Annotated in this window: 25 protein-coding genes; 15 read left to right on the top strand and 10 right to left on the bottom strand. The window is 72.0% G+C overall.

The window, feature by feature from the left end:
* Positions 1 to 4 precede the first annotated feature (4 nt).
* The 3 genes from ACSP50_RS26440 (at position 5) to ACSP50_RS26430 (ending at position 3,466) form a co-directional block, all read left to right on the top strand.
* Positions 5 to 1,240, top strand: coding sequence for a sugar ABC transporter substrate-binding protein (locus tag ACSP50_RS26440; protein ID WP_014692362.1), 1,236 nt, complete (start codon positions 5 to 7; stop codon positions 1,238 to 1,240).
* A 1-nt stretch (position 1,241) separates the two neighbouring features.
* The gene (locus ACSP50_RS26435; RefSeq protein ID WP_014692361.1) at positions 1,242 to 2,552 is read left to right on the top strand and encodes a 6-phospho-beta-glucosidase; all 1,311 of its coding nucleotides are present in this window, start codon (positions 1,242 to 1,244) and stop codon (positions 2,550 to 2,552) included.
* A gap of 320 nt (positions 2,553 to 2,872) precedes the next feature.
* The gene (locus ACSP50_RS26430) at positions 2,873 to 3,466 is read left to right on the top strand and encodes a hypothetical protein (protein ID WP_014692360.1); all 594 of its coding nucleotides are present in this window, start codon (positions 2,873 to 2,875) and stop codon (positions 3,464 to 3,466) included.
* On the opposite strand, the gene ACSP50_RS26425 is transcribed toward ACSP50_RS26430, so the two are convergent.
* Both ACSP50_RS26425 and ACSP50_RS26420 read right to left on the bottom strand, forming a co-directional pair.
* The gene (locus ACSP50_RS26425; RefSeq protein ID WP_014692359.1) at positions 3,453 to 4,088 is read right to left on the bottom strand and encodes a methyltransferase domain-containing protein; all 636 of its coding nucleotides are present in this window, start codon (positions 4,086 to 4,088) and stop codon (positions 3,453 to 3,455) included. The two genes, ACSP50_RS26430 and ACSP50_RS26425, sit on opposite strands and share 14 nt — an antisense overlap.
* A complete protein-coding gene (locus tag ACSP50_RS26420) occupies positions 4,085 to 4,474 on the bottom strand; it encodes a hypothetical protein (protein ID WP_014692358.1) in 390 nt (129 codons plus the stop codon). The genes ACSP50_RS26425 and ACSP50_RS26420 overlap by 4 nt, the downstream gene beginning before the upstream one ends.
* A 252-nt stretch (positions 4,475 to 4,726) precedes the next feature.
* Between ACSP50_RS26420 and ACSP50_RS26415 the strand changes: the two genes are divergently transcribed.
* Both ACSP50_RS26415 and ACSP50_RS26410 read left to right on the top strand, forming a co-directional pair.
* On the top strand, positions 4,727 to 5,890 hold the full coding sequence (locus tag ACSP50_RS26415) for a S9 family peptidase (protein WP_052311724.1): 1,164 nt from the start codon (positions 4,727 to 4,729) through the stop codon (positions 5,888 to 5,890).
* Positions 5,891 to 5,929: 39 nt separating this feature from the next.
* Positions 5,930 to 6,265 carry a hypothetical protein gene (locus ACSP50_RS26410; RefSeq protein ID WP_014692356.1) on the top strand — a complete coding sequence of 112 codons (336 nt, stop codon included), beginning with the start codon at positions 5,930 to 5,932 and terminating at the stop codon, positions 6,263 to 6,265.
* On the opposite strand, the gene ACSP50_RS26405 is transcribed toward ACSP50_RS26410, so the two are convergent.
* Together ACSP50_RS26405 and ACSP50_RS26400 are read right to left on the bottom strand one after the other, a co-directional pair.
* Complete coding sequence (locus ACSP50_RS26405; RefSeq protein WP_099344166.1) at positions 6,266 to 7,411, bottom strand: acyl-CoA desaturase; 1,146 nt, start codon at positions 7,409 to 7,411, stop codon at positions 6,266 to 6,268.
* Between the two features lie 63 nt (positions 7,412 to 7,474).
* Positions 7,475 to 8,581: a ferredoxin reductase gene (locus ACSP50_RS26400; protein WP_014692354.1), complete on the bottom strand. Its 1,107-nt coding sequence runs from the start codon at positions 8,579 to 8,581 to the stop codon at positions 7,475 to 7,477.
* 76 nt (positions 8,582 to 8,657) lie between these two features.
* Between ACSP50_RS26400 and ACSP50_RS26395 the strand changes: the two genes are divergently transcribed.
* The 6 genes from ACSP50_RS26395 to ACSP50_RS26370 all read left to right on the top strand — a co-directional run bounded on the left by ACSP50_RS26395 (position 8,658) and on the right by ACSP50_RS26370 (position 13,664).
* Positions 8,658 to 9,854 carry a CdaR family transcriptional regulator gene (locus ACSP50_RS26395; protein WP_014692353.1) on the top strand — a complete coding sequence of 399 codons (1,197 nt, stop codon included), beginning with the start codon at positions 8,658 to 8,660 and terminating at the stop codon, positions 9,852 to 9,854.
* 74 nt (positions 9,855 to 9,928) lie between these two features.
* Positions 9,929 to 10,603, top strand: coding sequence for a hypothetical protein (locus ACSP50_RS26390; RefSeq protein ID WP_014692352.1), 675 nt, complete (start codon positions 9,929 to 9,931; stop codon positions 10,601 to 10,603).
* Complete coding sequence (locus ACSP50_RS26385; RefSeq protein ID WP_014692351.1) at positions 10,600 to 11,853, top strand: sensor histidine kinase; 1,254 nt, start codon at positions 10,600 to 10,602, stop codon at positions 11,851 to 11,853. Before ACSP50_RS26390 ends, ACSP50_RS26385 begins: the two co-directional genes overlap by 4 nt.
* Positions 11,841 to 12,488 (top strand): response regulator transcription factor, encoded by a 648-nt coding sequence (locus tag ACSP50_RS26380; protein ID WP_014692350.1) that lies wholly within the window; start codon positions 11,841 to 11,843, stop codon positions 12,486 to 12,488. Before ACSP50_RS26385 ends, ACSP50_RS26380 begins: the two co-directional genes overlap by 13 nt.
* Positions 12,489 to 12,500: 12 nt before the next feature.
* The gene (locus tag ACSP50_RS26375) at positions 12,501 to 12,683 is read left to right on the top strand and encodes a hypothetical protein (protein ID WP_043512229.1); all 183 of its coding nucleotides are present in this window, start codon (positions 12,501 to 12,503) and stop codon (positions 12,681 to 12,683) included.
* A 267-nt stretch (positions 12,684 to 12,950) separates the two neighbouring features.
* Positions 12,951 to 13,664 carry a hypothetical protein gene (locus ACSP50_RS26370; protein ID WP_014692348.1) on the top strand — a complete coding sequence of 238 codons (714 nt, stop codon included), beginning with the start codon at positions 12,951 to 12,953 and terminating at the stop codon, positions 13,662 to 13,664.
* A 196-nt stretch (positions 13,665 to 13,860) separates the two neighbouring features.
* Here ACSP50_RS26370 and ald read toward each other — a convergent pair whose 3' ends face one another.
* A complete protein-coding gene (gene ald / locus ACSP50_RS26365; protein WP_014692347.1) occupies positions 13,861 to 14,979 on the bottom strand; it encodes an alanine dehydrogenase in 1,119 nt (372 codons plus the stop codon).
* A gap of 140 nt (positions 14,980 to 15,119) precedes the next feature.
* Between ald and ACSP50_RS26360 the strand changes: the two genes are divergently transcribed.
* The gene (locus tag ACSP50_RS26360) at positions 15,120 to 15,587 is read left to right on the top strand and encodes an Lrp/AsnC family transcriptional regulator (RefSeq protein ID WP_014692346.1); all 468 of its coding nucleotides are present in this window, start codon (positions 15,120 to 15,122) and stop codon (positions 15,585 to 15,587) included.
* Between the two features lie 108 nt (positions 15,588 to 15,695).
* Here the strand turns inward: ACSP50_RS26360 and ACSP50_RS26355 are convergent, their stop codons facing one another.
* The 5 genes from ACSP50_RS26355 to ACSP50_RS26335 form a co-directional block, all read right to left on the bottom strand.
* A complete protein-coding gene (locus tag ACSP50_RS26355) occupies positions 15,696 to 16,286 on the bottom strand; it encodes a hypothetical protein (RefSeq protein WP_043515457.1) in 591 nt (196 codons plus the stop codon).
* A gap of 194 nt (positions 16,287 to 16,480) precedes the next feature.
* Complete coding sequence (locus ACSP50_RS26350; protein ID WP_014692344.1) at positions 16,481 to 17,314, bottom strand: carbohydrate ABC transporter permease; 834 nt, start codon at positions 17,312 to 17,314, stop codon at positions 16,481 to 16,483.
* Positions 17,315 to 18,289, bottom strand: a complete 975-nt coding sequence (locus tag ACSP50_RS26345; RefSeq protein WP_014692343.1) for a carbohydrate ABC transporter permease — start codon at positions 18,287 to 18,289, stop codon at positions 17,315 to 17,317. It lies immediately after the preceding gene.
* Positions 18,290 to 18,294: 5 nt separating this feature from the next.
* Positions 18,295 to 19,572 carry an ABC transporter substrate-binding protein gene (locus ACSP50_RS26340; RefSeq protein WP_014692342.1) on the bottom strand — a complete coding sequence of 426 codons (1,278 nt, stop codon included), beginning with the start codon at positions 19,570 to 19,572 and terminating at the stop codon, positions 18,295 to 18,297.
* 9 nt (positions 19,573 to 19,581) lie between these two features.
* Positions 19,582 to 20,607 (bottom strand): LacI family DNA-binding transcriptional regulator, encoded by a 1,026-nt coding sequence (locus ACSP50_RS26335; protein ID WP_014692341.1) that lies wholly within the window; start codon positions 20,605 to 20,607, stop codon positions 19,582 to 19,584.
* A 246-nt stretch (positions 20,608 to 20,853) separates the two neighbouring features.
* Here ACSP50_RS26335 and ACSP50_RS26330 point away from each other — a divergent pair, with 246 nt between their 5' ends.
* Genes ACSP50_RS26330 through ACSP50_RS26320 form a run of 3 tightly spaced genes read left to right on the top strand, consistent with a single transcriptional unit; the run spans position 20,854 to position 24,967 of the window.
* Positions 20,854 to 22,110 carry a Gfo/Idh/MocA family protein gene (locus tag ACSP50_RS26330; protein WP_369793963.1) on the top strand — a complete coding sequence of 419 codons (1,257 nt, stop codon included), beginning with the start codon at positions 20,854 to 20,856 and terminating at the stop codon, positions 22,108 to 22,110.
* A complete protein-coding gene (uxaC, locus tag ACSP50_RS26325) occupies positions 22,107 to 23,516 on the top strand; it encodes a glucuronate isomerase (RefSeq protein ID WP_014692339.1) in 1,410 nt (469 codons plus the stop codon). The genes ACSP50_RS26330 and uxaC overlap by 4 nt, the downstream gene beginning before the upstream one ends.
* Entirely contained in the window at positions 23,513 to 24,967 is a 1,455-nt protein-coding gene (locus tag ACSP50_RS26320) for a mannitol dehydrogenase family protein (protein ID WP_014692338.1), read from the top strand. The genes uxaC and ACSP50_RS26320 overlap by 4 nt, the downstream gene beginning before the upstream one ends.
* The last annotated feature ends 33 nt before the right edge of the window (positions 24,968 to 25,000 follow it).

Genomic DNA, 25,000 nt, shown 5'->3' with positions numbered 1-25,000 from the left:
GCTCATGCGACGGTTCCTGGCGTTCCTGATGATCCTGGCACTGGCCGGCTGCTCGGTCGCCGACACCGGCGACAGCGGCTCCGGCAGGACGACGGTCACCTTCCGGCTCTGGGACGACCAGGTGGCCGAGGCGTACCAGCAGTCCTTCGCCACCTTCGAGAAGGCACACCCCACCATCCACGTCGACGTGCAGCTGGTGCCCTGGGCCGACTACTGGACCAAACTGCCGGCCGACATCGCCGCCGGCACCGCCGCCGACATCTTCTGGACCAACACCTCCAATTTCGGGTTGTACGCCGACAACAGGCAACTGCTGCCCGTCGACTTCACCGGGGACTGGACGAAATCCGTCGTCGACCTCTACACCCGGGGCGGCACCCTGTGGGGCGTGCCGCAGCTGTGGGACTCGATCGCCCTCTACTACAACAAAGACCTGGTCGCCAAGGCCGGCGTCGATCCGGCCACGCTCAGCTGGGACCCGGCCGCCGCCGACGACCCGCTGCGCGCCGCCGCCCGCAAGCTCACCGCCGCGAACGCGTTCGGCTACAACGCCGCCTTCGACCAGCAGGCGATCCTCTGGGACTTCGTCGGTTCCAACGGCGGGACCTGGCAGTCCGGCGACACCTTCGACTTCGCCGACCAGCCCAGGACGGTGCAGGCCGTGCAGTACGTGGTGGATCTGATCAACAAGTACCACGTGGCCCCGTCCGCGGCGGACACCAACACCAACGGCGACAAGACCACCCAGCTGTTCACCCAGGGCAAACTGGCGTTGTTCCAATCCGGACCGTACAACCTGAAGGCCATCCAGCAGGGCGCCGGCTTCCCGTGGGGGATCGCCCCGCTGCCCCAGGGCCCGGCCGGACGGGTCAGCGTGGTGCACGGCGTCGCCGCGGTCGCCTCCGCCAAGACCCCGCACCGGGACGCCACCGTCGAGGTGCTCAAGTGGATCGGCTCGGCCGACGGCCAGAAACCGATCGCCGAGGGCGGGTATGCGTTCCCCGGCGTGACCGCCGCGCAGCCCGCCTTCGTCGACTACTGGCGGAAACGGGGCGTCGACCTGAAGCCCTTCCTGGACGCGGCGGCCGGCACCACCTTCCCCGCACCGGTCGGTCCGCGCGTCGGGGCGGGTGGCACCGCGTACACGCCGATCCTGCAACAGATCTTCCTCGGACAGACCGGCGTCACCGACGGCCTGCGCAAGGCCCAGGACGCCGGCAACGCGGCGATGAAAGGCTGACATGCGGTTAGTGATCCTCGGTGGTGGCGGATTCCGGGTGCCGTTGGTTTACCGGGCGCTGCTGGCCGACCACCGGCAGACCGGCATCACCGAGGTCGCCCTGCACGACGTCGACCCCGGCCGGCTGCACGCCATCGGCCGGGTCCTGCACGCCCTCGCCCGCGACGTGCCCGACGCCCCGACCGTGCACACCACCACCGACCTGGACACCGCGCTGACCGGCGCCACCTTCGTCTTCTCCGCCATCCGGGTCGGCGGCCTGCACGGCCGGGTCGTCGACGAACGCGTCGCCCGCGCCGCCGGCATCCTCGGCCAGGAGACCGTCGGCGCCGGCGGCATCGCGTACGGCCTGCGCTCCGTCCCGGAATCGCTGCGGATCGCCGAGCGGGTGGCGGCCGTCGCCCCGGATGCCTGGGTCATCAACTTCACCAACCCCGCCGGCCTGGTCACCGAAGCCATGTCCGGCATCCTCGGCGACCGGGTGATCGGCATCTGCGACTCGCCGACCGGACTGGTCGACCGGGTGCTCCGGGTCCTGGACGCCCCCGGCGCCCGGGTCGACTACGCCGGGCTCAACCATCTGGGCTGGCTGTACGGCGTGTACGACGCGGCTGGTCGCGACCTGCTGCCCGGGCTGCTCGCCGACGAGGCGGGACTGGCCACCATCGAGGAGGGGCGGCTGTTTCCCGGGCTGCGCGAACTCGGGGCCATCCCCAACGAATACCTGCACTACTACTACCACCCGGTGGCGAAGGCGGACGGGCCGACCAGGGGAGAGTTCCTGGCTGAGCAGCAGGAACGCTGCTATCGGGAGATGTCCGCGGGGGAGCCGCTCGAAGCCTGGCTGCGCGCGTGGCGGGAACGGGAAGCGACGTACATGGCGGACAACCGGTCGCAGAGCGGGGCGGGGGACAGGGACCACGACGAATCCCGGCCGGCCGGATACGAGGGGGTGGCGCTGGCGGTGATGCGGGCGCTGGCCCGGGACGAACCGGCGGAACTGATCCTGGGGGTGCGCAACCGGGGAGTGCTCGACGTGCTCGACGCCGACGCGGTGGTGGAGGTGCCGTGCCGGGTCGACGGGACGGGGGCGGTGCCGCGCCGGGTGGGGGCGTTGCCCGGGCATGCGGTGGGACTGGTGCAGACGGTCAAGGCGGTGGAACGCGGGGTGCTGGAAGCCGTGCAGACCGGGTCCGCGGCGGCGGCGGTGCGGGCCATGGCCGGGCATCCGTTGGTCGGCGACCCGGAGCTGGCGGGGCGGTTGATCGCGGCTTACCGCGCTGAGCTGCCGGAGTTGGCCTACCTGTCCTGACCGGCGGATGTCTCCGCCGCCGGTGCGCAGTCCCCGCCCACCCAGGGGACCGGCCCCCGTCCAGGACAGGGCGATCTGACGGGCTCGATTTCGGCCTGTGGACGACTCGGCGGGACCGGGTTGTCCCGAGATCAGCCACCGCTGCACGACGGCGTCGAGAGGCGCTGTCGGGGAGTTCGGTCCGGCGACCCGCACGCCACGGCTCCCGTCACCCGGCCCGGTGGCGCCGACCTGCTGGATCCCGGGTTTTCCGGTCCCGCGGCACGGCAACGGGAGCCAGCCGCGGGGCGGGGTCGGGGCGTGGGCGGCATGATGCTGTCGTGGAGCAACGGTGGGCCGAGCTGGCACGAACCCTGCGAGAGCTGGGGCGGTGGCAGCACCTGTCCGGGGACGCCGCCGCCGAGGCGGAGCGGGCGGTGGCGGCGGGTGGGTATCCGTTCGGGGAGAGCGGCGGGGATCACGACGTCCGGCGGTTCTGGCTGGACAGCGAAACCATGGCCGAGGGCGGCGTCGGCCGGGTGCTGCGGGAGATGGCGCCGGCGTTGCGGACGCACGGTGTCGACCTGCGGGTCGAGGTGGTGACTGTGCCGCTCACCGGGGCCGGCGAAGGTGACTACATCGTGTCGATCAACGGGCGGCGGTGTGCGGCCTGGACCCGGGCGGACCGGGCGGCTGACTGCTGGTGGGAATCGGCGACGGTGCGGCCACTCGCGGTCGTCAACGATCTGCTGGCCGAGGCGGGCGCGAGGGTACGGCTGTTCGCGCTGTACGTGGGGACCGAGGACGCGCTTGCCTGGCTGGTCGATCCGCGGATCGTCGCGGCGGTGGCCGACAGCGGTCTGTTCCGGGAGTCCGACGTGCCCCTGCTCGCCGCGCACGACACCGTCGAGCAACACTTCCTCAAGCGTGGGTGACGAACTGGAAGATCCTGCCGGTTGTCAGGGGCTGCGGGGTGCCGGTGAAGCGGTGCACGCCGACGGAGAACAGCACGTCCTGCGGGGCGGTGAAGGACTGCTCGGCGAAGCCGGCGTGGGTCAGCCAGCCGCGGATCGCCGGTGTCAGGTCCGGTGCTCGTCGTGAGCGGGTCCAGATCACCGTGGCGTCCGGCGCGCAGAGCCGGGGCAGCGCGAGAATGGTGCGGTGGGTGTCGGCGTCGCTGATGTTGCCCAGGACGCCCGCCATGATGACCAGGTCCGCGGGGGCCGCGTCGCGGTACGAGGCGAGGTCGCCGGCGTCGGCTCGCACGATGCTCACGGTGGCGTGGGCGGGCACCCGGCTGCGGGCCGCGGCGACGTTGCGCGGGTCGTACTCCAGGAGGGTGGCGGTGACCCGGCCGGCGTCCGGGCGCGACGCCAGCACGGTGAGGATGTCGTCGCCCTGGCCGGCGCACATGCTGAGTACGGACACCGGCTCACCGGGCCGCTCGTCGAGCCACGCGGCGATGTGGTGCCGGACCAGTCTCAGCCGCCGGGACAGGGGTGAGCCCGGGTCGGTGTAGCGGGTGTGCCAGGCGTGCCAGTCCTCACCATCGTTCATGGACGACAGTCTGCCTGGCCGGTACGGGTGATCAGGGCATAGCTCTGGCTGGCGGCCAGGATGCCGAGGACGGCGCGGGCCAGGTTCGCCGGTGCGCCGGTGGTGGGCAGTCCGGTGGCGTCGAGCAGAGCGGTGATGCCGAGCCAGACCACGGTCGCGGAGAGGGCCGCGGTGGTCAGGGCACGGCCGTGGCGGTGGTCGGCGTTGCTGTGCAGGGCGCCGGTCGACCAGACGATCAGGGTGACGTCCCAGAAGCTGATGACGGGGTGGCCCAGGGCGGCTACCACCAGGGAGGCGGCGAGGGCCAGCCCCGCACCGATCGCGGCCCGGCGCAGGGTTGTCCACCCGGACACGGAGGCGGCGCCGGCAGCGACGTGGGAGACCATCTGGAGATCCTGGGTGTCATGAGTTTCTTTCATATGGACGGGAAGTGAACAGCGGGGATGGATCTCCAGCACCGAGGCGCGCGGGTGGGCGGGGGTGGCTGTCTCGCCACGATGGCGCTGCTGATCCATGTCGGTCATGCGGCGCGGCTCTCGGTGGCGGGGCAGCGGGCCGAGGTCGAGTGGGGGGATACTGGCCTCGCCGAACGGGGTGCACGGCTGTCGGTCTCGGTTTGTCCGAAAGCGGGGGCGGGGATGACGGCGAGTGATGTGGTGCGGCTGCTGACCGGCGGGGAGTTCGACGAGCTGGAGCGCCGGTTCACCGCGGAGATGCGCGCCGTCGTGTCGGCGGAGACCGTCCGGGTGGCGTGGACGGTGCAGACCGGCGGTGTTCCCGGCGAGCCGGGCGAACCGGTCGGCGAGCCGTTCACCGGCGACCTCACCCGCTGGCGCGTGCCGGTCCGCCATCCCGCCGGCGACTTCGTGGTGGTGATGTCCCTCGATGCGGGCGGGCGGCTGCACGGGCTGCGGCTCGCCGCCGATGCGGGCCCGGCCTGGCAGCCGCCGCGATACGTGCGCCCGGAGCGTTTCACCGAGCGGGCGGTCGGGGCGCACGGTGCGCTGGTCACCCCGTCCGGCAGGAGGGTGTCGACCGCGGCAGTCGTTCTGCCGGGCGGCGGGGAGCAGGACCGGGACGGCACCCACGGGCCCGACAAACCGCTCAAAGACCTCGCGTGGGGCCTGGCCAGCCGCGGCATCGCGGTCTTTCGATTCGACAAACCCGGGCCTGACCGCACGCTGGTGGAGGAGTACGTGACGCCCGCGGCGCAGGCCGTGGGCGAGATCCGGGCCGCCGTGCCGTCGGTGGAGCGGATCTTCCTGATCGGGCACAGCCTGGGTGGCAAAGTGGCGCCCAGGGTGGCCGCGGCCGTGCCGGAGATCGCCGGTCTGGTGCTGCTCGCGGCCGAGGCGATCCCGTTGCAGCGGTCGGCCGAGCGGGTCACCCGGCATCTGGCCGCGCGTGATCCGGGGCCGGCCGCCGACGCGATGCTGGCCGCGATGCAACGGCAGGTCGCGCTGGTCGACGACGGGCTGACGGCGCAGACTCCGGCGGCGGATCTGCCGTTCGGATTTCCCGCTTCCTATTGGCTTGATCTGCGGGGGTACGACCCGGTGGCGACCGCCGTGGCCCTGCGGCGCCCGATGCTGATCCTGCAGGGCGGCCGCGACCATCAGGTGACCGTCGCGGATGATCTGGCGCGCTGGCGGGCCGGGCTCGGCGGTCGTCGGGACGTGAGGTTCCGCGTGCTGCGCCGGGCCGACCACATGTTCCACAGCGGTTCCGGGCGCGGGCCGCGGCACGTCGACGCGTCGGTGATCCGCGGAATTCATCGATGGTCGCGTCTGGCGCTGGGCTGATACCGCCGAGTAACCTGCGGGAAACCTTGGGGGTGCCGCGTGCCGCACGTCGAAGTGTCCGCCGGGACCATCGTCACGATCCTGGGCCTGCTGGTGCTGGTGGCGCAGCCCGGCGCGATCCCGTTCGCCTACGCGGTGACGACCCGGCACGTGAGGCGGGGTGGCACCCGGCCGACCCTGGCGGCGATCGTCGGCTACCTGCTGGGCTGCCTGTTCACGCTGGTGTGTGTGGCGACGTTCGCCTGCTCGGACTTCCCGTGGCTGTGGGCGGCGCTGCTGGGATACGTGCCCATGTGGCTGTTCTCGGTCCTGATCCTGCGACAGCCCGAGATCAGCCCGGGCCCGGTCGTGCGGACCGGGCCCGACGGAAGATGATCAGGCGGTGGCGGGCTCGACCGCCGGGAAGCGCGGCGGGATCGCGGGGTTCGCCGCCGGCATCGGCTTGCGGTTGGGCAGCGACAGCCGGATGACCTTGGCCCACGCCGAGGCGACCTGCTTCGGGAACGGCCCGGTGACGTACGGCAGGTCGTACTTCTCGAAAAGGGCCTTGACCTTGACCGCGACTTCGGCGTAACGGCTGCTCGGCAGGTCGGGGAAGAGGTGGTGCTCGATCTGGTGGGACAGGTTGCCGGTCATGACGTGCATCAGCTTGCCGCCGGAGATGTTGGCCGAGCCGAGCATCTGCCGCAGGTACCACTCGCCGCGGGTCTCGCCCTTGATCGAGGTGCGCTCGAAGGTGGAGACGCCGTTCGGGAAGTGACCGCACATGATCACCGAGTGGCTCCACACGTTGCGCACCACGTTGGCGGTGAAGTTCGCGGCCATCGTGTGCAGGAACGACGGGCCGGACAGCAGCGGGTGCAGCACGTAGTCCTTGAGCGCCTGGCGGCGGATCTTGCGGCCGACCGCCTTCACGTTGGCCCGGAACTCCGGGTTGTTGCGCCGCTTCTTGGTCTTCAGGTTGCTGCCGAGCTCAAGGTCGTACGCGGCGATGCCGTACTCGAAGAAGAGCGCGTTGATGAAGTTCCACAGCGGCTGGGCGAGGTAGAAGGGGTGCCAGCGCTGGTTCTCGTCGACCCGCATGATGCCGTAGCCGAGGTCGTTGTCCTTACCCACCACGTTCGTGTATTTGTGGTGCACCTCGTTGTGCGAGTGCTGCCACTGCGCGGCCGGGGTGGCCATGTCCCACTCCCAGGTGGTGGAGTGGATCTTCGGGTCGCGCATGAAGTCGTACTGACCGTGGAGGATGTTGTGGCCGATCTCCATGTTCTCCAGGATCTTGGCCACCGAGAGGCCGGCCGTGCCGACCAGCCATGCCGGCGGGAACAGCGAGAACAGCAGCACCGCCCGGCTGCCGATCTCCAGGCTGCGCTGCACCTTGATCACCCGGCGGATGTGCGCGGCGTCGCTTTCCCCCCGGGCGGCGAGCACCTCGTCCCGGATGGCGTCCAGTTCCCGGCCGATCGCCTCGATGTCCTCGGCGGTCAGGTGGGCGATCGGGTTGTCTTCCCGGCGTTGCAGCGTCGTCACAGGTTCCTCGTCTTCCTCAGGCGGCTTTGCTTCAAGGGGGGTCTCGCAGGGAGGTCAGGCGTCCAGGTGGCACGGGCCGGCGGCGGCCGAGATGCACGTCTGGATCAGGACGTTGTCGCCCTCGACGGCGGTGGTGATCTGTCCGTCGCGCATGTCGCGCACGATGCCCTCGCGCATCGGCAGCACGCAGCTGTAGCAGATGCCCATCCGGCAGCCGGACGGCATGAGCTGCCCGGACGCCTCACCGGCATCGAGGATGGAGACGCCGGCCGGGGCCTCGACCACCGCACCGGAACGCTCGAAGGTGACCGTGCCGCCGTCGCCGGCGACCAGCACGGTGGGGCGGAACCGCTCGACGTGCAACCGCTCGCCGGCGCCGGCCTCGGCCCAGTGGTCGGCCATCGCGTCCAGCATCTCGCCCGGCCCGCAGGCCCAGGTCTCCCGTTCGAACAGGTCGGGGACCAGGGCGTCCAGGTCGGCCGGCTTGATCCGGCCGTCGGTCGCGGTGTGCCGCTCGATCAGCGTGATCGAACCGGCCGCGGCCAGCGCGCGCAGCTCGGCACCGAACACCACGTCCGGCCCGGTGCGCGCCGAGTGCACCACGACCGCGTCGCTGAGCTCGTGCACCAGGCTGCGCAGGATGCCCATCACCGGGGTGATGCCGCTGCCGGCGGTCACGAACAGGCTCTTCGCCGGCCGCTGGCGCGGCACGACGAAGTCGCCGGCCGGCAGGTCCAGGTTGACGATCATGCCGCGGCGGGCATTTTTCATCAGGTACGCGGAGACCACGCCGTCGCGTACGCCGTTGATCGTGACGCTGATTCTCCCGGAGGGGTGTCCCGCCGCGCTGCTGACCGAATATGCCCGCCACAGCCGGATGCCGTCGACGTCGACGCCGAGCCGCACGTACTGTCCCGGCTCGTGCGGGCGCCAGCCGCGGCCGGGCCGCAGGTCGAGGGTCACCGCGTTCGGGGTCTCGCGGCGGACCGCCTCGATCCGGCCGCGCAGGACGTTCGGATTGCGCAGGGGGGCGATCACGTCGAGGTAGTCGGTCGGCACCACCGGGGTGGTGATCAACTCGACGACACGCCAGGCGCCGTTGCGCAATGTCTGTGTAACAGCCACCTGACCAAGCCTGGCGGCCCGGACGGGCGAAAGCATGACCGGCGGAAGTGAATCGGAGGCACCATAATTGTTCGCCGGGAACAAGAGCAGGACCTTAAACCGGAGGAGTCTGGTGATCGAACCGTTACGTGACGTCCGGTCGTACCGTCTGCCCGCGGCGGTCGTCGATCCGCTGCGGCGCGGCCTGGCGGAGGTCGCCGTGCAGACGATCGCCGCGATCACCATGGAGGTGCCGGCCTACGCCGAGGCGTTCGCCGGCGAGCTCGGCCACAAGATCGAGCGGGCCGTGCAGGCCGCCCTCGGCACCTTCCTCAACCTGGTCTCCCGGCCCGGCACCGACCCCGGCACCCCGCTCGCGGCGGCGCTGGAGGCGGCGTACGCCCTGGGGCGGGGTGAAGCCCGCTCCGGCCGCAGCCTGGACGCGCTGCTCTCGGCCTACCGGGTCGGCGCTCGCGTCGCCTGGCGCGAACTGGCCGCCATCAGCGTACGCTCCGGGCAGCCGGCCGGCACCATCGCCGACTTCGCCGAACTGGTCTTCGCGTACATCGACGAGCTCTCCGCGGCCAGCGTCGCCGGGCACGCCGACGAACTGGCCGCCTCCGGCCGGATCCGGCTGCGGCACCTGCAACTGCTCGCCCAGGCCCTGGTCGCCGGCGAGCCGTCGCACGTGCTGCAGGCCGCCGCCGAACGCGCCGAGTGGACCCCGCCGCAGACCCTCACCGCGGTGCTGCTGCCCGAGCGCTCCTCACGATCGCTGATCGATCTGCTGGATCCGCGTACGCTGCCCCTGGCCGGCGCCCTGCCCGACCTGCCCGGGACGGCGGTGCTGCTGGTCCCCGACCCGCAGGGCGCCTCCCGGCCGCATCTGATCCGGCTGCTCACCGGGCACAACGCGGTGCTCGGCCCGGCCCGGCCGTGGCAGCGCGCGCAGTGCTCGGTCGAACGGGCGGTCCGCGTCCACCAGCTGCACACCCCGATCGGCGGCGCGGTGGTCGACACTGAGGAACACCTCGCCGAGCTGGTCGTCTCGGCCGACCGCGGGGCGCTGGCCGACCTGCGTGACCGGGCGCTGGCCCCGCTCGCCGGGGAGCGCGGGGCGGCCGCGGCCAAGCTGGTCGAGACGCTGCGCAGCTGGCTGCTGCACCACGGGCGGCGCGAGGACGTGGCCACCGAGCTGTTCGTGCACCCGCAGACGGTGCGGTACCGGATGGCGCGGCTGCGGGAACTGTACGGGGAGAAGCTCAAGGATCCGCAGTGGGTGCTGGCGCTGACCATCGCCCTGGCCGTCCCGCCGGTCGCGGAGGCGTAGGCATATACCAAAGTCGCGGGCCATCTACTTTCGGCAACTGGAGGGTGGCCCCCACCCGCCCTAGCGTCGGGGGCATGACCAGGACGAGCGCCACCCTCGACTACTCGCCGACCGACCGGGTGCTGATCGCCGCCGGCCCGGCGGTGCTCGGGCTGCTGCTCGCCGGGGTGCTGCCGATCGGCGCCCGATGGGCGCTCGGGCTGCACCTGCCGCTGCCGTTGCGGCCGGCCGTCACGGTCGTCGCCCGGGTCGACGCGCCCTGGGAGTTCGCCGTGCAGGCCGTGCTGCTGGCCGGCGCCGGGCTGATCGCCTCCGCGGCCCTGCACGAGCGACTGATCCCGATCAGCGTGTCGCCCGACCGGCTGCGCCTCGGCGGGACCGAGCTGGCCCGCGCCGGGATCGCGGCGATCTATCCGGACAGGGACACTCTGATCGTGCTCGACCACGAATCCCGCCCGGCGGCCCGCGGTATCCCGCGCGCCCGGCGCGGGACGCTCGCCGCCACGCTCCGGGAGTTCGGATACCCCTGGCGCGACACCGACCCGTACGCGGATGTCTACCGGCCCTGGACGGCCGGCGCCGACGGGCTGCCCCCGGCCGTCGAGGCGGTGCTCGCCGCCCGGGCGGTGGCCCTGGAACGGAAAGCCGGCCGGGAGACCGCGGCACTGCGCGACAGCCTGGCGCGGCTCGGCCACGTGGTACGCGACGAGGGCGGGCGGCAGTTCTGGCGACCGCTGGTGCGGTCGTGACCCGCCGCCAGCGTCTCGCCGCGGCCTCCGGCGAGCGGGTCTTCGACGCGATCGCGATCGTGGTGTCCGCCGTCGGCGCGGTGGCGATCGCGGCCGAGGCCGAGGCCGCCGGGCGGATCGGCGGCGACGCCACGTTCTACAGCCTGCTGCTGGCGGTGGTCGCGTCCGGGGCGCTGTGGTGGCGGCGCCGGCATCCGGTGGCGGTGGCGGCGCTGTTCGTGCCGGTCACCGTGGCCACCGACTTCGCCGGGGTGGCCGCGGTGATCGCCCTCTACACGCTGATCACCCGGCGGCGCGGGTGGGTGATCCCGCTGCTGTTCGGCCTGCACCTGCTCGCCGGGACCGGATACAGCCTGCTGCGGCCCGACCCGCACCTGCCGGCCGCGGCCGAGTTCGCCGTCACGCTGGCGTTCCTGACGGCGACGGCGGCGGTCGCGGTCGCCATGCGGGCCCGCCGGGACCTGGTCGACGTGCTGCGCGAGCGCGCGCTGCGGGCCGAGGAGGAGGCACGGATGCGGGCCGAGCGGCTGCGGGCCCTCGAACGGGAACGGATCGCCCGGGAGATGCACGACACGCTTGCCCACCGGATCTCCATGGTCAGCCTGCACGCCGGGGCACTGGTGATCCGGCCCGACCTGACAGCCGAGGAGATCGCCAGGTCGGCCGCGACGATCCGGGAGAGCGCGCACGCGGCCCTGGAGGACCTGCGGGAGATCCTCGGGCTGCTGCGCGCCGGGCCGGACGACCTGCGCCCGCAACCCGATCTGGCGCAGGTGGGTGAGCTGGTCGCGGAGGCTAGGGCGGCCGGGGTGCCGGCCCGGCTGGACAACGGTCTCGCCGGGGGCGTTGCGGGGTCGGCACTCGGCCGCACGGTGTATCGGGTGGTGCAGGAGGGGCTGACCAATGCCGCGAAACACGCGCCGGGGATGCCGGTGCACGTGACCCTGGGGCGCACCGGTGACGGCATGGTGCACGTCACGGTGACCAACCCGCTGGACCGGCCGGCCGGGGTCCATCCGGTCAGCCGGGCGTCCGGGGTTCACCCGGTGACCCGGCCGGCCGGGGTCCACCCGGTCAGCCTGCCGGCTCCGGACGAGGGTCGTGAGCCGCCGCCCGGCGCGGGGGCCGGGCTGATCGGGCTCGGCGAGCGGGTCGACCTCCTCGGCGGCCGGTTCGAGCACGGGGTGCGTCGGGAGGGCGACGAAAGGCTCAGCTTCCGGATGGAGGCGTGGTTACCGTGGCGGATGTGATCCGGGTGCTGATCGCCGACGATGACCGGCTGGTGCGGATGGGGCTGTCGCTCGTGCTCGGCGCGGACCGGCAGCTGGAGATCGTCGGCGAGGCGGCGGACGGGGTGGAGGCCGTCGAGATGACCCGGCGGCTGCGGCCCGACGTGGTCCTGATGGACATCCGGATGCCCCGGATGGACGGGCTCGCGGCGACCGCCGAGATCCGCCGGTACGGACCCGAGCCGGTGGTGATCGTGTTGACCACCTTCGACACCGACGACTACCTGCTCGGCGCGCTCCGCGAGGGGGCGAACGGGTTTCTGCTCAAAGGCGTCGCGCCGGAGGAGATCCTGGACGGGGTGCGGCGGGCGATGGCCGGCGAGTCGATCCTGGCGCCCTCGGTGGTGCCCCGGCTGATCCGCCACGCGGTGGGCGGGTCCGGGCGGCCCCGGCGCGACCGTCGCCTCCAGCGGCTCAGCGGGCGGGAGCTCGAAGTGGCCGAGGCGGTCGCGACCGGCCGGTCGAACGCCGAGATCGGGGCGGAACTCAACATGAGCGTGCCGACGGTGAAGGCGTACGTGTCCCGGCTGCTGGAGAAACTGGGCTGCGCCAACCGCGTGCAGGTCGCCATCCTGGTGCACGAGTCGCGGCGGTGACAGCATGGGGTGATGGACGACGAGCCGATGACCGCCGAGGAGGCGGAGCTCTCCCGGATCGAGCGGTTCGGGCAGCTGCCGCCGCGGGTCCGGGCTGAGGACCTGGTGGAGATGGCCGACACCCGGAGCGGGTTCGAGACGCCGGTGACGACGATGACCGAGGACGAGCGGACCCTGCGGTACGGGGCCGGCTGACCGGTTCTCGTCGTGTGCAACCTGGTCTTCGCCGTGTGCGGCGGGGTTTGCTTCGTGTGCGGCCGGGCCTTCGCCGTGTGCGGCCGGGCCTTCGTCGTGTGCGGCCGGGCCTTCGCCGTGTGCGGCCGGGTCTTGTTGCGGGCTCGGCGGGTCGGCCGGGGTGATGGCACGAAGGCGGGACGTGCCGGTGGGCGGAGGTTTTCTAGAGTCCTTCCCAGACGGCACGACAGCGACTGCCGTCACTGGAACTCGACGGGGATTCTCATCATGCGTACGAAGATCGTTCTGTTCGCCGGCGCCGCGGCTGTCGCACTGCTCGCCGGTGGGTGCGGTGACAAGGCGACACCGGCGGCCGCCCCGGGGGCGGGCGCGGTCGCCTCGGCCGCCTCGGGTGTGGCCGCGGCGCCCGGTGGGGCCAGCGCGGCGCCCGCGGACGCTGCGAACTCCGCGCCGGGGGTCACGCCGACCAAGAACACGCCGGTCTCCACCTCCCAGCCGAAGCCGGGCACCACCAAGGACGGCCAGCCGGGTCCCGCACCCGCCGGGGACCCGGGTGACGGCGGGAACTGGTTCGCCGCGCTCACCCCGTGCCCGAACAAGGGGCAGCAGCACGAGGTGCAGAAACTGGTGTTCGCGGACGTCACCGGGGACGGGGTCAAGGACGCGCTGGTGGCGAGCACCTGTCAGACCACCAATGCGTACTGGCCGAGCACCGTGGAGGTGTTCGACGGCACCACCGGGAAGAAGCCGAAGCGGCTCGGGGTGCTGCTCAAGGACGTCGGGCCGACCGACGAGCCGTGGTATGTGTCGTCGTCGGTGTCCGGAAAGGTGGTGACGGTCAAGGCGTACGGGCTGAGCGCCCAGGCGCCGCGGGCCTGCCCCGACCTGAACCTGACCTACACCTACAAGTACGGCAACGGGACGTTCACGCGGACCGGTCGGCAGGCCGCCAAGGCCTCCGGCTGCCTGCCGATCCAGTGATCGCGGGTCGCACCGGCTGACGTCGGCACGGGGCGGCCGCGGGGGGGCGGCGGCTTCGTGCCGGCTGGGTGGGGCGATTTCGCGCCGGCCGCGTGGGGCGGCCGGCCCGCCGCGGGCGGGATGGGCCCGCGGCCGGGGGGAAGACGGGGCGCGCCCTCCGCCGTGAGGGGGCGGAGGGCGCGCGGGGAGGGCCGGGTCAGGCCGCGAGCACCGAGCTGACGGACTCGGTGTCCAGGCCGAGGGCCTTGCCGACCAGGTCGTTGGTGAGGACGCCGTCGTGCGCGTTCAGGCCCAGGGCCAGGGCGGGGTCGGCGCGCAGGGCGTCCTTCCAGCCCAGGTCGGCCAGGCGCAGTACGTACGGGAGGGTGGCGTTGGTCAGGGCGTACGTGGAGGTGTTCGGGACGGCACCGGGCATGTTGGCGACGCAGTAGAAGACCGAGTTGTGCACCTGGTAGACCGGGTCCTGGTGGGTGGTCGGGCGCGAGTCCTCGAAGCAACCGCCCTGGTCGATGGCGATGTCGACCAGCACCGAACCGGCCTTCATCCGCTTCACCAGGTCGTTGCCGACCAGGGTGGGGGCCTTCGCGCCGGGGACCAGGACGGCGCCGATCACCATGTCCGCCTCGAGGACGGACTGCTCGATCGCGTACGTGCTGGAGACCAGCGTCCGCACCCGGCCGCCGAACTGCGCGTCGAGCTGGCGCAGCCGCGGGATGCTCAGGTCCAGCACGGTCACCTCGGCGCCCAGGCCGAGCGCGATCGTCGCGGCGTTCGCCCCGGAGACGCCACCACCGATCACGGTGATCTTGGCGGGGGCGACGCCGGGGACACCGCCCGGCAGGACGCCGCGGCCGCCGCTGTTGCGCATCAAGCTGTACGCGCCGACCTGCGGGGCGAGCCGGCCGGCCACCTCCGACATCGGGGCGAGCAGCGGCAGGGAACCGTCGGCGAGCTGCACCGTCTCGTACGCGATCGCGGTGGTGCCGCTGTGCAGCAGCGCCTTCGTGCCCTGCGGGTCGGCGGCCAGGTGCAGGTAGGTGAACAGGACCTGCCCGGCGCGCAACCGGTGGTACTCCTCGGCGATCGGCTCCTTCACCTTGAGGATCATGTCGGCGGCGCCCCAGACCGCGTCGGCGTCCGGCAGGATCCGCGCGCCGGCGGCCACATAGTCGTCGTCGCTGATCGCCGAGCCCACCCCGGCGCCGGCCTGCACGACGACCTCGTGCCCGTGGCGCACGGCCTCGACCACACCGGCGGGCGTGATCGCCACCCGGTACTCGTGGTTCTTGACCTCTTTCGGCACACCGATGTGCATGGGGATGTCCTTTCCCTCGGCGCCGGGGGCGACGCCTGATAACGCTAGAGTGAAACGATGTGCAGTGACCGGGCAAGCCGAGCGAACGAGATTCTGTACACTCTGTCGACTGCGCATTTTCTTCGCTGCGGCGGCTCGTGGTGACCGACCTGCCGAAGGATGTTCGAGGCCTGGATCACATCGACCTGGAGCTGCTGAGCCTGCTGCGCGCCGACGGCCGGATGCCGAACAACGCGCTGGCGGAGCGGGTCGGGATCGCGCCGTCGACCTGTCTGACCCGGATCCGGAGATTACGCGAGATCGGGGCCATTCGCGGCTTTCATGCGGATGTCGACCCGTCCTGGATCGGGCGGCCGATCCAGGCGATGATCGCGGTGCGGATCCGCTCGGATGCCCGGGACGGGATCGGGAAGTTCGCCGAGTCGCTGGCCGGGATCCCGGCGGTGCGCGACGTGTACTTCATCTCCGGCAACTATGACTTCCTGCTGCACGTGGCGGCGGCCGACGTGGACGACCTCCGCTCGGTGATCACCGAGCGGCTCAGCGGCACCAGGCTGATCGCCGGCACCGAGACCTACCTGATCTTCGAGCACCGCCGCGGCGGCTGAGCCGGCGGCGGGCGGGGCGGACAGGGCCGCTGCGGGCGAGGGGCAGGCGGGATGCGCACCGCTTCAGGTGTCCGGCGCCGGGCGTCAGGTTGTTCCCGGTGGGCGCCGTCACACCAGCGGCGGCGCCAGGCGGTCCGCCAGCATGTGCGCGGCGAACAGGTGGAAGCCGATCACCAGCGGAATGGTGGCCGGCACGGTCAGCGCCAGGAACACCGCCACCAGATTGATCACGGCCAGCGCGCTCGCACACCACGGCCGGTTCCAGGCCTGCCGGGCCGCCTCCCGCCAGGGGAGTGCCCGCCCGAGCATGGCCAGCGTCAGCGTGCCCACCCCGGTCAGCCAGATCGCGGCGACCGTGGTCACCGCGAACAGCGGCGTCCCGCCGGGCACCCGGCCGCCGCGGACGGCGGCCAGGTCCAGCGCGAGCAGGGCGACGGCGGGCAGCGCGGTCATCCCGGGCAGGACGCCCCGGCGATAGGCGGCGGTCAGCGACCGCCAGGGCGGGATGCGCCCGTCGCGGTACCGGGCGCGCACCGCCACCGATCCGGCGGCCAGCGCGGCCGGCGCGGTGATCAGGGGCAGTGCCAGCACGGTGGCCACGACGCCGATCATCGCCAGGTCGGTGGCGAGGGCCAGCCGCTCCCGCCAGTCGCCGCGCACCACCGGCGACGGTTCCGCCGGCCAGGCCGGGACCGTCACCGGCGACGGTTCCGCCGGCCGGGCCGGGGCTGCCTTCGGCGACGGTTCCGCCGGTCGAGACGGGGCTGCCTTCGGCGACGGTTCCGCCGGTCGGGACGGGGCTGCCTCCGGCGTACCGCCGATGATCGGCGAGCGGCCGGGAGCGACGGCCGGAATCTGCAGCGGCAATTCCCGATGGGACAGGTGCGAGAGCGTCATCCTTTCAGCCCCGTCGTGTTGATGCCCTCCACCAGCAGTCGCTGGAAGGCGACGAAGAACAGGAAGACCGGCGCCAGCGAGAGCACCGACATCGCGAACATCGGCCCGACCGCGGATTGCCCGGTGGAGTCGATGAACAGGGTGAGCGCCACCGGCGCGGTGTATTTCGAGAGGTCCGACAGGTAGACCAGCTGGCGGAAGAAGTCGTTCCAGGTCCAGATGAACGAGAAGATCGCGGTCGATACCAGTGCGGGCCGGGACAGCGGCAGGATCACGTGCCGGAACACCGAGTACGGGGTGCAGCCGTCGATTTTCGCGGCGTCGTCGAGTTCGCGGGGTACGCCGCGCATGAACTGCACCATGAGGAAGACGAAGAACGCGTCGGCGGCCAGCAGGTGCGGCACGATCAGCGGGAGGTACGGCCAAGGGCCGCCGACCCAGCCGAACGCCCGGAACATCACGAACTGCGGGACGATCAGCACGTGGCTGGGCAGCAGCAGGGTGCCGATCATCAGGGCGAACCAGAAGCCGCGCAGCCGGAATCGCAGGCGGGCGAAGGCGTACGCGGCCAGCAGGCAGGACGCGCAGTTGGCGAGCACGGTCAGCGCGGCCACCAGGAAACTGTTCAGGAAGAAGCGGCCGAACGCGACGTCGAAATGCGTCCAGCCGTCCGGATAGTTGGCCGGCGTCCACTCCCGCGGCCAGACCGAGAAATTGTTCAGAATCTCCGAGGGGGCCTTGAACGAGCTGCCCAGCATCCACAGCAGGGGGTAGAGCACCAGCGCGGTGAGCACGATCAGCAGCACCGGGCGGGTCAGTCGGGCGGTCATCTAATCGTCTCCGTCCGAATAGTGGACCCAGAACCGGCCGGTGCGGAACAGCAGCGCGGTGACCAGGCCGATGGTGAGCAGGAAGACCCAGGCCATCGCCGAGGCGTAGCCCATCTCGTAGTTCGCGAAGCCGCGGATGTAGAGATACAGCGTGTACATCAGGGTCGAGTCGACCGGGCCGCCGGTGCCGTTGGAGAGCACGAAGGCGGAGGTGAATCCCTGGAAGCCGTGGATCGTCTCCAGCACGAGGTTGAAGAAGATCACCGGGGACAGCATCGGCAGGGTGACGCTGACGAACCTGCGGACCGTGCCCGCGCCGTCCACCTCGGCCGCCTCGTACAACTCGGCCGGCACCTGTTTGAGCCCGGCCAGGAAGATCACCATCGGGGCACCGAACTGCCACACGGCCAGCAGGATCAGCGTGCCGAGCGCGGTGTGCGGGTCGTTGACCCAGGCCTTGCCCTCGATGCCGAACCAACCGAGCACCGCGTTCACCGAGCCGCCCCGGTCGAACAGGCTGTGCCACACCATCGCCAGGGCGACGCTGCCGCCGAGCAGTGACGGCAGGTAGAACAGCCCGCGGAACAGGCCGGAGCCGCGGAACGGCCGGTTGAGCAGCAGCGCCACGCCGAGCGCGGCACCGAGCTTGAGCGGGGTGGCGAGGAACGCGAAGACCAGGGTCACCCTGACCGCGTGCCAGTACGCCGGATCGTGGTGGAACATCCGGTCGTAGTTGGCCCAGCCGACCCAGGTGACTTCGGAGAACGGGCTCAGGATGTCGTAGTTGGTGAAGCTGAGGTACAGCGACATCAGCATCGGGATCGCGGTGATCACGGCGAACCCGAGCAGCCACGGGGTGAGGAAGAGGTAGCCGGCCCGGCCCTCGCCCCGATGCCGGGCGGGCCGGTCCCGCCGCTGGTCAGCGGCGGGACCGGACTGCGGCCGTGGGCGGGACGGCCGGGTGCTGACAGCCATGTCGCTCACCGGCTAATCGCGGCCTGGGCTGCGGTGAAGAACTGGTCCGCGGCCTGTGCCGGGCTGGCGGTGCCGAACTGCGCGGCCTCGGCCGCCTTGATCAGTTCGGTCTTGACCGTGGCGTGGCCCTTCGGCGGCACGCTCGGCGCCGGACCGAACTTGCTGACCAGCGAGTCCTCCAGGGCGATCGACGCCTTCATGGCCGGGTCGGTGGTGCTGGACGCGACCTGCCGGCGGATGTCCAGGTTGGACGGCAGGCCCCGGTCGGTACCCAGGATCTTGCCCGCCTCCGGGTCGTTGGCCAGGAAGTTCAGCACGTCCACCGCGGCGTCCCGGTGCTTGCTGCCGCGGTACACCGAGAAGTACATCGACGCGCGGGCCCACTGCGCGGACGGGTCACCGGGGTAGGCGACGACGCCCAGCTCGTCCTTGGTGTTCTTCTGGATGTCCGGCATCTGGTTGGCCCACACCCACGAGGTGAGCGCCTTGCCGGTGACGACCAGCTGCTTGGTGATGTCGGTGGCGTTGCCCTCGTGGATCACGTCGGCGGTCGGGGTGGCCTTGGCGTCCCGGGCGCCCTTCCACAGCTCGAACCACTTCTGCACGTCGTCGGAGGTGAAGCCGAGCTGGTTGCCGTTGTAGAACTGCTTGCCGTTCTGCCGCAGCCACACCCAGAACGCCTTGTAGTCGGCGCTCGGGTCCATGGTGCCGGGCACCTTGGTGGCGGCGCCCGCCTTCTGCGCCCAGGCGATCAGCTGGTCCCAGGTCATCCCGGTGGTCGGCAGCTCCTGCTTGGCCGCCTCCAGCCTGGTCTTGTTGTAGACCAGGCCCTGGGTGTTCTCGCCCATCGACATGCCGGCCAGCTTGTTGTCGACCACACCGTACTTCCACAGGCTCTCCGGGAACTTCGAAAGGTCCAACTTCCCGGAGTCCTTGTACGAGGTGAGGTCGAGCGTCACGTTGCGCGTCGCGTACTCGGCGAGGTAGTTGTCGTCGATCTGGAAGATGTCCGGCGCACCGTCGCCGGCGGTGAGCGTCGCCAGCTTGTCGAAGTACCCCTGGTTGGCCTGCCAGGTGGTCTTGAACGTGATGTCCGGATGCCTACTGGTGTACAGGTCGAGCGCCTGCTGGGTGAGTTTGGCGCGGCCCTCGCCGCCCCACCAGAAGAAGGTCAGCTGGGTCTTGCCGGCACTGCTGGAGTCGTCGCCGCCGCAACCGGCCAGGGCCAGCGGCAGGACGAGCACGGCGGCCATCAGGGCACGTGACAGTCGAAGTGCGGACATGGGGATGGGTCACTCCTTGGCGTATGCGGCGACCTCGGTGCGGGTCGCGCCGGCCGGGGCGTACGGCCCGGGCCCGGTGGAGTTGCGGATGACCAGATCGGTCCGGAGCGTGACCTGCCCGGTGGCGCCGTCGTCGCCCTGTTGAAGCAGCATGTCGACGGCGGCGCGCCCGGCGGCCGCGGTCGGGTTCGCCACGGTGGTGAGGGTGGGACGGATCAGTGCACTGGTCACGATGTCGTCGAAGCCGACGACGCTGATCCGTTCCGGCACGGCGATCCCGCGGTCCTGCAACGACTGGAGCAGGCCGATGGCCATCAGGTCGTTGTAGGCGAGCACCGCGGTGGCGCCGGTGGCGAGCACCGGCTCGGCGGCGTCCGCGCCGGCCGTGGTGACCGGCGCGTGCGGGCCGAGAACGGTGAGGTCCGCTCCGCCGGCCCGGGCTGCGGCCCCGGCGGCTTTGCGGATCTCCCGGTTGGTCCACGACCCGCGCGGACCGGCGAGGTAGACCAGGTGGCGGTGGCCCAGGTCGACGAGATGGCGGACGGCCGAGCGTGCGCCCGCGCCGACGTCCATCACCACCGCCGGGAGCCCGTCGATCAGGCGGTTCACGACGACCAGGGGCACCTCGCGGCGCGACTCGACGATCTGGTCGTCGCTCATCCGGGGACTGCACAGCAGGATCCCGTCGACCTGCTTGGCCAGAGCCCGGACGAGGTCGGTCTCGACGACCGGGTCCTCGTCGGTGTCGGCGACGAAGACGTGGTAGTCGCGCCGCCGGGCGTGGGTCTCGGCCGCCTTGATCATGGGTGGGAAGAACGGGTTGGCGATGTCGGCCACGATCAGGCCGATGTTGTGGGTCCGCCCGGTGATGAGTGCCCGGGCGGCCCGGTTCGGGCGGTAGCCCAACTCCTCCGCGGTGGCCAGCACCCGGGTGCGCGTCTCGGGGTTGACCAGGTGCGGCGCCGAGAAGGTGCGCGACACCGTGGAGATGTGCACACCGGACGCCTTCGCGACGTCCCGGATGGTCACGGCCACGATGCCACCTCCCCGAAGTGTGATCCGGCTCTCTCTGGTGGAGCCATTAATGCAAACGGTTGCGTACGTGTCAACGCCCTTCGATGCAGGATTGCGCTTTCCCGCCCTTGCAAAGGCCTCGTAAGTAGACATAAGACTCCATGTATTGACTCGCATCGTCATCTGATCGCTAATCTGATGCAAACGTTTGCGGAGGGAGATGTCGTGATTCGCTACGCCCTCGTGGGAGCCGGTGCCCGAGCCGGGATGTTCATCCGGGCGCTCACCGGCGACCACGCCGACGTCGCGCGACTGGTCGCCCTGGCCGACACCAACCCGGCCCGGCCGCAGGTCTACCGCAGGCGGCACGACCTCGACGTACCGGTCTATCCGGCCACCGGGTTCACCGAGATGCTGCAGCGGGAGCGGGTCGACGTCGTGCTGGTCACCACCGTCGACCGGTACCACGAGCGGTATCTGGTGGCGGCCATGGAGGCCGGCTGCGACGCGATCACCGAGAAGCCGATGACCGTCGACGCCGCGTCCTGCCGGCGGATCCTGGAGACCTCCCGGCGCACCGGCCGGAGCGTCCGGGTCACCTTCAACTACCGCTACAACCCGCTGCACGAAGCGGTGAAACGGGCGCTGCCGGAGATCGGCGAGATCGGCTCGGTGCACTTCGAATGGCTGCTCGACGTACGGCACGGCGCCGACTACTTCCGCCGCTGGCACCGCGAGAAGCAGAACTCCGGCGGACTGCTCGTGCACAAGGCCGGGCACCACTTCGACCTGGTCAACTGGTGGCTCGACGACGCGCCCGAGCAGGTGTTCGCGGCCGGCCGGCTGTTCTTCTACGGCGAGGCGGGCCGGCGGCACGGGTACGCCCGCGACTACGACCGGGCGCACGGCGCCGCGGCCGCCGAGGGCGACCCGTTCGCCCTGCGGATGGCCGACGAGCCGGCCATGCGCGAGCTGTACCTCGACGCCGAACGGCACGACGGCTACCTGCGTGACCGCAACGTCTTCGCGCCCGGCGTGACCATCGAGGACGACATGGCGGTGCTGGTCCGCTACGCCGGCGGCGCGTCGATGAGCTACCACCTCACCGCGTACGCCCCCTGGGAGGGCTACCGGGTGATGGTCAACGGCAGCCGCGGCCGCCTCGAACTCGAGGTCGTCGAGACCGACCACGTCGCCCCGGCCGCCGCCGCCGGCGTCAAGGGTGAGCCCGGCGCGGTCTCCACCGCCGAGCGGGGCTGGCGGCGCCTGCTGCTGCGCCCGTTCTGGGCCCCGCCGCGTGAGATCACCGTGGACGGGTACTCGCGGCAGGGACACGGCGGAGCCGACCTGCGGATGCTCGCCGACCTCATCCGGCCGGACGCGCCGCCCGACCCGCTCGGCCGCGGCGCCACCGCGGTGGACGGCGCCCGTGCCCTGCTCACCGGCTTGGCCGCCAACGAAAGCCTGGCAACCGGACAGGCCGTCCGCGTGTCAGACCTCCTAGATCTTGAGGAGATCAGGTGACTCTGTTCCCCGCCGAGGCGACCCAGCGCGGGATCGCCCGTGAGCTCTACGCCCACGCCCGCGACCTCCCGCTGATCAGCCCGCACGGCCACGTCGACCCGGCGCTGCTGGCCGAGGACGAGCCGTTCGGCGACCCGGCCCGGCTGTTCGTGGTGCCCGACCACTACGTCACCCGGATGCTGGCCAGCCAGGGCATCCCGCCGGCCCGGCTCGGCGTGCCGAGCATCGACGGCAGCCCGGTGGAGACCGACGGTCGGGCCGTCTGGCGGCTGCTCGCCGAGAACTGGCACCTGTTCCGCGGCACCCCGTCCCGGCTGTGGACCGAGAAGGTCTTCGCCGAGGTGTTCGGGATCGGGAAACGCTTCTCGGCGGCGACCGCGGACGAGATCTACGACCAGCTGTCCGCCCGGCTGGCCGAGCCCGACTACCGGCCCCGCGCGCTGTTCACCCGGTTCAACATCGAGGTGCTGGCCACCACCGAGAGCCCGATCGACGACCTCGGCGTGCACGCCAAACTGGCCGCCGACGGGTGGGGCGGACCGGGTGGCCGGGTGATCACCACGTTCCGGCCGGACAACCTGGTCGACATGGAGTGGGACGGCTGGGCCGACCGCGTCGCCGCGCTCGGTGCGCTCACCGGTCAGGACGTGGGCACGTACCCCGGCTTCCTGACCGCGCTGCGCGCCCGCCGCGAACTGTTCGTGGCGGCCGGTGCCACCTGCTCCGACCACGGGCATCCGACCGCCGCCACCCTCGACCTGGACGACGCCGAGGCGGCCGTGCTCTACCGCAAGGGGCTGGGCGGGGCGGCCGACGCGCGCGACGCCGAGGCGTTCCGCGCGCACATGCTGGTCGAGTTCGCCCGGATGTCGATCGACGACGGCCTGGTGATGCAGCTGCACCCCGGGTCGGTGCGCAACCACAATCAAGCGTTGTACGCGCGGCACGGCCGCGACGTGGGCGGCGACATCCCGTCGGCCACCGAGTACGTCCGCGCCCTGCGCCCGCTGCTCGACCGGTACGGTCACGACCCGCGCCTGCGGATCGTGCTGTACACCCTGGACGAGACCGCGTTCACCCGCGAGCTCGCGCCGCTGGCCGGCGGCTACGCCGCGCTCTACCTCGGCGCGCCGTGGTGGTTCCTGGACAGTCCGGAGGGTCTGCGCCGGTTCCGGGAGGCGGTGACCGAGACGGCCGGCTTCTACAACACCGCCGGCTTCGTCGACGACACCCGCGCGTTCTGCTCGATCCCGGCCCGGCACGACGTGGCCCGCCGGGTCGACGCCGGCTTCCTGGCCCGGCTGGTCGCCGAGGGCCGGCTGCCGCTCGACGAGGCCGCCGAGACCATCGCCGATTTGGCCTACCACCTGCCCAAGCGGGTCTACCGGCTGGACCGGGCGGCATGACCGTGACCACCACTCTCGGCCGCGCCGCGCTGCCCGGGCTGGCTCCGCAGGCCCGCCCCCTGGTCACGCCGGGCGAGGTGCGGCCCGGCATCCTGCACCTCGGGCTCGGCGCGTTCCACCGCGCGCACCAGGCGATCTACACCGAGGCCGCGGTCGCGGCGGCCGGCGGCGACTGGGGGATCGTCGGCGTCGCGCCGCGCTCCCGCGACGTGCTCGACAAGCTGCGCGCTCAGGACCGGCTGTACAGCGTGCTCACCGTCGGTGGCGACGGCGGCGACCGGGCCCGCGCGGTCGGCATCCTCTCCGGGCTGGGCCACGCCGCCGGTGATCCCTACGGGGTGCTGGCCGCGATCGCCGACCCCGGGATCCGGATCGTGTCGATGACCGTGACCGAGAAGGCGTACCGGCTCGGACCGGACGGGAAACTGCTTCTCGACGACGACCTGCGGGCCCAGCTGACCGGGCAGGCGCCGCCGGTGAGCGTGCCCGCCCTGCTGGCCCGGGCCCTGCTCAGCCGCTCCGCGCCGCTGACCGTGCTGTGCTGTGACAACCTGCAGGGCAACGGGCCGCGGATCCGCGGGATGGTGGAGCAGGCCCTCGAGGTCGCCGGGGCCGGGCTGCCGGACGGGGTCGACTTCCCGGCCACCATGGTGGACCGGATCGTGCCCGCCACCAGCGCCGGCCACCTGCGGCGGGCGGCCGTGGCACTGGGCGCGGCGGACGCCGCGCCGGTCGTCGCCGAGCCGTTCCACCAGTGGGTGATCGAGGACCGTTTCCCGGGCGGGCGGCCCGACTGGGCGGCGGCCGGGGCGATCATGACCGGCAACGTGGCGCCGTGGGAGACGCTCAAGCTGCGGGCGCTGAACTCGGTGCACTCCGCCTGCGCGTACCTCGGTGCGCTGGCCGGACAAGAGATGATCTCCGACGCGCTGGCGTTGCCCGGGATGGGCGGGCTGCTGCGCCGCTTCCTGGCCGAGGACATCGCGCCGACGTTCACGCCACCGCCCGGCATCCGGGTCGCCGACTACGGCGAGACGGTGCTGGACCGCTTCGCGAACCGGGAGCTCGGGCATCGCACCCACCAGGTGGCGATGGACGGCACCCAGAAGCTGCCGCACCGGTTGCTCGGGACGCTGGCCGACCGGCGCCGGGCCGGTGCCGTCCCGGTCTGGGGCGCGCTGGTGCTGGCCGGGTGGATGCGGTTCGCCCGGGGGTACGCCGACGACGGGACCGCGCTGCCGCTCGACGACCCGCTGGCCGGGCGGATCCGGGCCGTCGTGAGTGCCGCGCCGGACACCCCGGCCGGGCTGGTGGACGCGCTGCTCGGGGTGACCGAGGTGTTCCCGGCGGCGCTGGCCTTCGACACCGCTCTGCGCGCCGAGCTGATCCGGTGGTCCGGGGAGCTGGCCCGGCACGGGGCGGCGGCGACGATCGCGGCGGCCGGGCGATGACCGGGCGGTCCCGCCGGGTCCGGTCGCCGCGCG

The organism is Actinoplanes sp. SE50/110, assembly GCF_900119315.1.
Lineage (GTDB): Bacteria > Actinomycetota > Actinomycetes > Mycobacteriales > Micromonosporaceae > Actinoplanes.
Note: the sequence above shows the minus strand (reverse complement) of the source record. Positions and strands in the feature narration are given on the sequence as shown.

What these genes read in the sequence shown, in the direction of transcription:
- ACSP50_RS26400 (WP_014692354.1), bottom strand. Translation starts at nt 8,581, where the DNA reads ATGCTTTCGCCCGTCCGGGCCGCCAGGCTTGGTCAGGTGGCTGTTACA.
- ACSP50_RS26350 (WP_014692344.1), bottom strand. Translation starts at nt 17,314, where the DNA reads ATGACCGCCCGACTGACCCGCCCGGTGCTGCTGATCGTGCTCACCGCG.
- ACSP50_RS26340 (WP_014692342.1), bottom strand. Translation starts at nt 19,572, where the DNA reads ATGTCCGCACTTCGACTGTCACGTGCCCTGATGGCCGCCGTGCTCGTC.
- ACSP50_RS26440 (WP_014692362.1), top strand. Translation starts at nt 5, where the DNA reads ATGCGACGGTTCCTGGCGTTCCTGATGATCCTGGCACTGGCCGGCTGC.
- ACSP50_RS26420 (WP_014692358.1), bottom strand. Translation starts at nt 4,474, where the DNA reads ATGGTCTCCCACGTCGCTGCCGGCGCCGCCTCCGTGTCCGGGTGGACA.
- ACSP50_RS26390 (WP_014692352.1), top strand. Translation starts at nt 9,929, where the DNA reads ATGACCAGGACGAGCGCCACCCTCGACTACTCGCCGACCGACCGGGTG.
- ACSP50_RS26375 (WP_043512229.1), top strand. Translation starts at nt 12,501, where the DNA reads ATGGACGACGAGCCGATGACCGCCGAGGAGGCGGAGCTCTCCCGGATC.
- ald (WP_014692347.1), bottom strand. Translation starts at nt 14,979, where the DNA reads ATGCACATCGGTGTGCCGAAAGAGGTCAAGAACCACGAGTACCGGGTG.
- ACSP50_RS26345 (WP_014692343.1), bottom strand. Translation starts at nt 18,289, where the DNA reads ATGGCTGTCAGCACCCGGCCGTCCCGCCCACGGCCGCAGTCCGGTCCC.
- ACSP50_RS26370 (WP_014692348.1), top strand. Translation starts at nt 12,951, where the DNA reads ATGCGTACGAAGATCGTTCTGTTCGCCGGCGCCGCGGCTGTCGCACTG.
- ACSP50_RS26320 (WP_014692338.1), top strand. Translation starts at nt 23,513, where the DNA reads ATGACCGTGACCACCACTCTCGGCCGCGCCGCGCTGCCCGGGCTGGCT.
- ACSP50_RS26435 (WP_014692361.1), top strand. Translation starts at nt 1,242, where the DNA reads ATGCGGTTAGTGATCCTCGGTGGTGGCGGATTCCGGGTGCCGTTGGTT.
- ACSP50_RS26425 (WP_014692359.1), bottom strand. Translation starts at nt 4,088, where the DNA reads ATGAACGATGGTGAGGACTGGCACGCCTGGCACACCCGCTACACCGAC.
- ACSP50_RS26415 (WP_052311724.1), top strand. Translation starts at nt 4,727, where the DNA reads ATGACGGCGAGTGATGTGGTGCGGCTGCTGACCGGCGGGGAGTTCGAC.
- ACSP50_RS26330 (WP_369793963.1), top strand. Translation starts at nt 20,854, where the DNA reads ATGTTCATCCGGGCGCTCACCGGCGACCACGCCGACGTCGCGCGACTG.